This is a genomic window from Streptomyces spongiae (genome assembly GCF_009377185.1).
Classification (GTDB): domain Bacteria; phylum Actinomycetota; class Actinomycetes; order Streptomycetales; family Streptomycetaceae; genus Streptomyces; species Streptomyces spongiae.
This window is the reverse complement of record NZ_VJZC01000798.1, coordinates 1-3,676: the sequence shown is the minus strand read 5'-3', so window position 1 is coordinate 3,676 and position 3,676 is coordinate 1. Positions and strand designations below refer to the sequence as shown.

Here is a 3,676-nt window from a genome sequence, read left to right as displayed (position 1 = left end):
CCCCAGACCCCCGCACCTGCCCCCGAGCGCCTGTCCCCGGTCTCCGTCACGTCGGAGCCCCATCACCGAGGAGAGATCATGTCCGACACCCTGTCCTGCCCCGTGTCCGGCTCGTCGCAGCCCCTGCCCGAGTACCCGATGACGCGGGCCGCCGAGTGCCCGATGGCTCCGCCTCCGGCCGTCCACGAGCTGCGGGCCGAGCAGCCGATCGCCAAGGTACGGATCTGGAACGGCACGACGCCCTGGCTGATCACCCGTCACGCGGACCAGCGGGCCCTGCTCACCGACCCCCGGGTCAGCAACGACGACCTCGAACCCGGCTTCCCCTACGTGAACGCGCACCGGGCGGACATCGCCCACAGGGCCCCGAGGATGATCACCAACACGGACGCCCCGGAGCACACCCGGCTGCGGCGCATGGTCAACGGCCCGTTCGTCGTCAAGCGGATCGCGGCCATGCGACCGACCGTCCAGAAGATGGTCGACGACCTGGTCGACGCCATGCTGGCCGGCCCGAACCCGACCGACCTGCTCACCGATGTGGCCCTGCCCCTGCCCTCCCTCGTCATCGCCGAACTGCTCGGAGTGCCGTACCAGGACCACGGCTTCTTCCAGGACAACAGCGCCCGCGTCCTCGACGGCTCCCTGCCGCCCGAGGAGGCGGCGAAGGCCAGCGGCGCCCTGCTCCAGTACCTGGAGGGACTGTTCGAGGAGAAGTCCGCCCACCCGGGCGACGACGTCGTGTCGGAGATGGCCGGCCGGGTCAAGGCCGGTGAGATGACCCGCAGCGAGGCCACCCACATGGGCGTCGCGATGCTCATCGCCGGGCACGAGACCACCACGACGATGATCAGCCTCGGCACCCTCGCCCTGCTCGAACACCCCGACCAGCTCGCCCTGTTGCGCGAGACCGACGACCCGAAGGTGATCGCGAACGCGGTCGAGGAGGTGCTGCGCTACCTGACCATCCTCCAGACGGGCGTCCGCCGCGTCGCCCGGGAGGACATCGAGTACGGCGGTGTCGTCATCCGGGCCGGCGACGGCATCATCTTCGACCTGCACGCGGCGAACTGGGACCCGGAGGCGTTCCCCGAGGCCGAACGGCTGGACATCGGCCGTCCCGCCCGCACGCACCAGGCGTTCGGCTACGGCCCCCACCAGTGCCTGGGCCAGAACCTCGCCCGCCTCGAACTCCAGGCCGTCTACGGCACCCTCTACCGCCGCGTCCCGACCCTGCGGCTCGCCACCACCGTCGACCAGCTCGAGTTCGACCACACCGGCACGACGTACGGCGTGAAATCCCTGCCCGTCACCTGGTGACACCGCAGGCCCAGGAAGAGCAGGAACAACAAGAGGAGACAACCATGCGAGTGGAGCTGGACGAGCCGAAGTGCGTCGCGTCGGGGCAGTGCGTGATGGCCTCCCCCGAGGTGTTCGACCAGGACGACGACGGTGTCGCGATCCTGCTGGAGGAGAAGCCCGGCGAGGAACTCCTCGACGGCGTACGGGAGGCCGTGGCCATCTGCCCGGCGGCGGCGATCCGCCTGGTGGAGCGATGAGTGGAGCGACGGCTGGAGCAACAAGTAGTGCGATGAAGCGGGTCCTGATCGTCGGCGCCTCGGCCGCCGGACTCGCGGCGGCCGAGACCCTGCGCCGCGAGGGATACGACGGCACGGTCACCCTCGTCGGCGACGAGCCGCACGCCCCCTACGACCGGCCGCCGCTGTCCAAGCAGGTGCTGGCCGGCGCGTGGCAGCCCGAGCGGCTGGGCCTGCGCGGCCCGGCCGACCTCGACGCCCTCGGCCTCGACCTGCGCCTCGGCACCGCCGCGACCGGGCTGGACGTGACGGACCGTACGGTGCGTCTGGCGGACGGTTCGACGGAGCCCTACGACGGGCTGATCGTGGCCACCGGCGTACGACCGCGCCGGCTGCCCGGGGAGGGCGCGCACGTGATGCGCACCCTGGACGACGCCCTGGCGCTGCGGGACCGGCTGGGGCCGGGGCGACGGCTCGTCGTGGTCGGCGCCGGGTTCCTCGGGGCCGAGGCCGCCTCCGTGGCCCGGGGCCTGGGCGCCGAGGTGACCCTCCTGGAGCCCGCGCCGGTGCCACTGGCGCACGCCGTGGGCACACGGGTCGGAGAGGTGCTCTCCCGGGTCCACGAGCTCCGGGGTGTGGACCTGCGCACCGGGGTCACGGTCAACGAGGTGACGAAGGACGGTGTGCGGCTCGCCGGTGGCGAGGTGGTCGAGGCCGACGAGGTGCTGGTCGCCATCGGATCTCTGCCCAACACCGAATGGCTGGACGGCAGCGGTCTGTCCGTCGCCGACGGTCTGGTGTGCGACGAGTACTGCGAGGCCGCGCCCGGCATCTACGCGGCCGGGGACGTGGCCCGCTGGCACAACCCGCTGTTCGGCACCTCCATGCGGATCGAGCACCGCACCAACGCCGCCGAACAGGGCATGGCCGCCGCCCGCAACCTGCTCGCCGCGCCCGGAGCCCGCAAGCCCTTCGCGCCGGTGCCGTACTTCTGGTCCGACCAGTACGACATGAAGATCCAGGCGTACGGCTATCTGCGCGGGCACGACGAAGTCGCCGTCGTGGAAGGGGACCTGGCCGAACGCCGGTTCGTGGCCGCGTACCGCACGGGCGACCGGCTCACCGGTGCCCTCGCCGTCGGCATGCCGCCCAAGGCGATCCGGCAGTGGCGGCAGGCCATCGCCCTCGGCGCGAACTGGCGCGACGCCGTAGGGGCCGCCCCGTCAGGTGGGAGACCACCGGAGAACAAGGAGGTCTCACATGCGCAACCGCAGGGATGACGGACGCGACGTACTCGTCGTCACCGGGGCCGGCGGGATGGGTACGGCGGTCGCGCGCCGGCTGGGCAGCGGACGGAAACTCGTCCTGGCCGACGCCTCACGCGGGCAACTGGACCGTGTGGTCGAGGAGTTGAGCGCGGCCGGGTTCACGGTGCGAGGTGTGCCGACCGACGTGTCCGACCGGGCGTCGGTCGAGGCACTCGCCGAGGTGGCCGCCGGTGAGGGCCGGGTCACCGCCGTCGTGCACACGGCGGGCGTCGCGGCCGCGACCGCCTCGGCACGCACGATATTCGAGGTGGACCTGCTGGGCACGGCCCATGTCATCGACGCCTTCGAACCGTTGGCCGGCCACGGCACGTCCATGGTCTGCGTCTCCAGCATGGCCGGCCACTACGCGCCCGTCGACCGGGAGCACGAGCGGGCCCTGGCGACCGCGCCCACGGACGAGCTCCTCGGGCTGGACTGCGTCAGAGCCGTCGGCGACGACGCGCAGGCCGCGTACATGCTGTCGAAGCGGGCCAACCACGTCCGTGTGCAGGCCGCCGCACTCGCCTGGAACCAGCGCGGCGCCCGGATCAACACCATCAGCCCCGGGGTGGTCGCCACCGCCATGTCGCAGGCGGAGATCGACTCCGACCCCGACGGCCGCATGATGAAGATGCTCGACGCGTGCGGTGCGGGCCGGGCCGGGACCCCGGAGGAGATCGCGGAGGCCGCGGCCTTCCTCACCGGCCCCCACTCGCTGTTCGTCACCGGCACCGACCTGCTCGTCGACGGCGGCCAGGCAGCCTGGATCCGCTGGCACATGCGGCATCCGTGACCAGGCCGGCACCCCCGTCGCACGGAGCTCCCGGAGCC

At 72.3% G+C, this 3,676-nt stretch carries 4 protein-coding genes; all 4 read left to right on the top strand.

Going from position 1 to position 3,676, the window contains the following annotated elements:
• Nucleotides 1-78: 78 nt before the first annotated feature.
• Genes FNH08_RS46935 through FNH08_RS46920 form a run of 4 tightly spaced genes read left to right on the top strand, consistent with a single transcriptional unit; the run spans nucleotide 79 to nucleotide 3,638 of the window.
• Entirely contained in the window at nucleotides 79-1,320 is a 1,242-nt protein-coding gene (locus FNH08_RS46935; RefSeq protein WP_152777955.1) for a cytochrome P450, read from the top strand.
• A 44-nt stretch (nucleotides 1,321-1,364) separates the two neighbouring features.
• Nucleotides 1,365-1,559: a ferredoxin gene (locus tag FNH08_RS46930; RefSeq protein ID WP_152777953.1), complete on the top strand. Its 195-nt coding sequence runs from the start codon at nucleotides 1,365-1,367 to the stop codon at nucleotides 1,557-1,559.
• A gap of 32 nt (nucleotides 1,560-1,591) precedes the next feature.
• A complete protein-coding gene (locus FNH08_RS46925) occupies nucleotides 1,592-2,818 on the top strand; it encodes an NAD(P)/FAD-dependent oxidoreductase (RefSeq protein ID WP_152777951.1) in 1,227 nt (408 codons plus the stop codon).
• Nucleotides 2,799-3,638, top strand: coding sequence for an SDR family oxidoreductase (locus FNH08_RS46920; RefSeq protein WP_152777949.1), 840 nt, complete (start codon nucleotides 2,799-2,801; stop codon nucleotides 3,636-3,638). The genes FNH08_RS46925 and FNH08_RS46920 overlap by 20 nt, the downstream gene beginning before the upstream one ends.
• Nucleotides 3,639-3,676 lie beyond the last annotated feature (38 nt).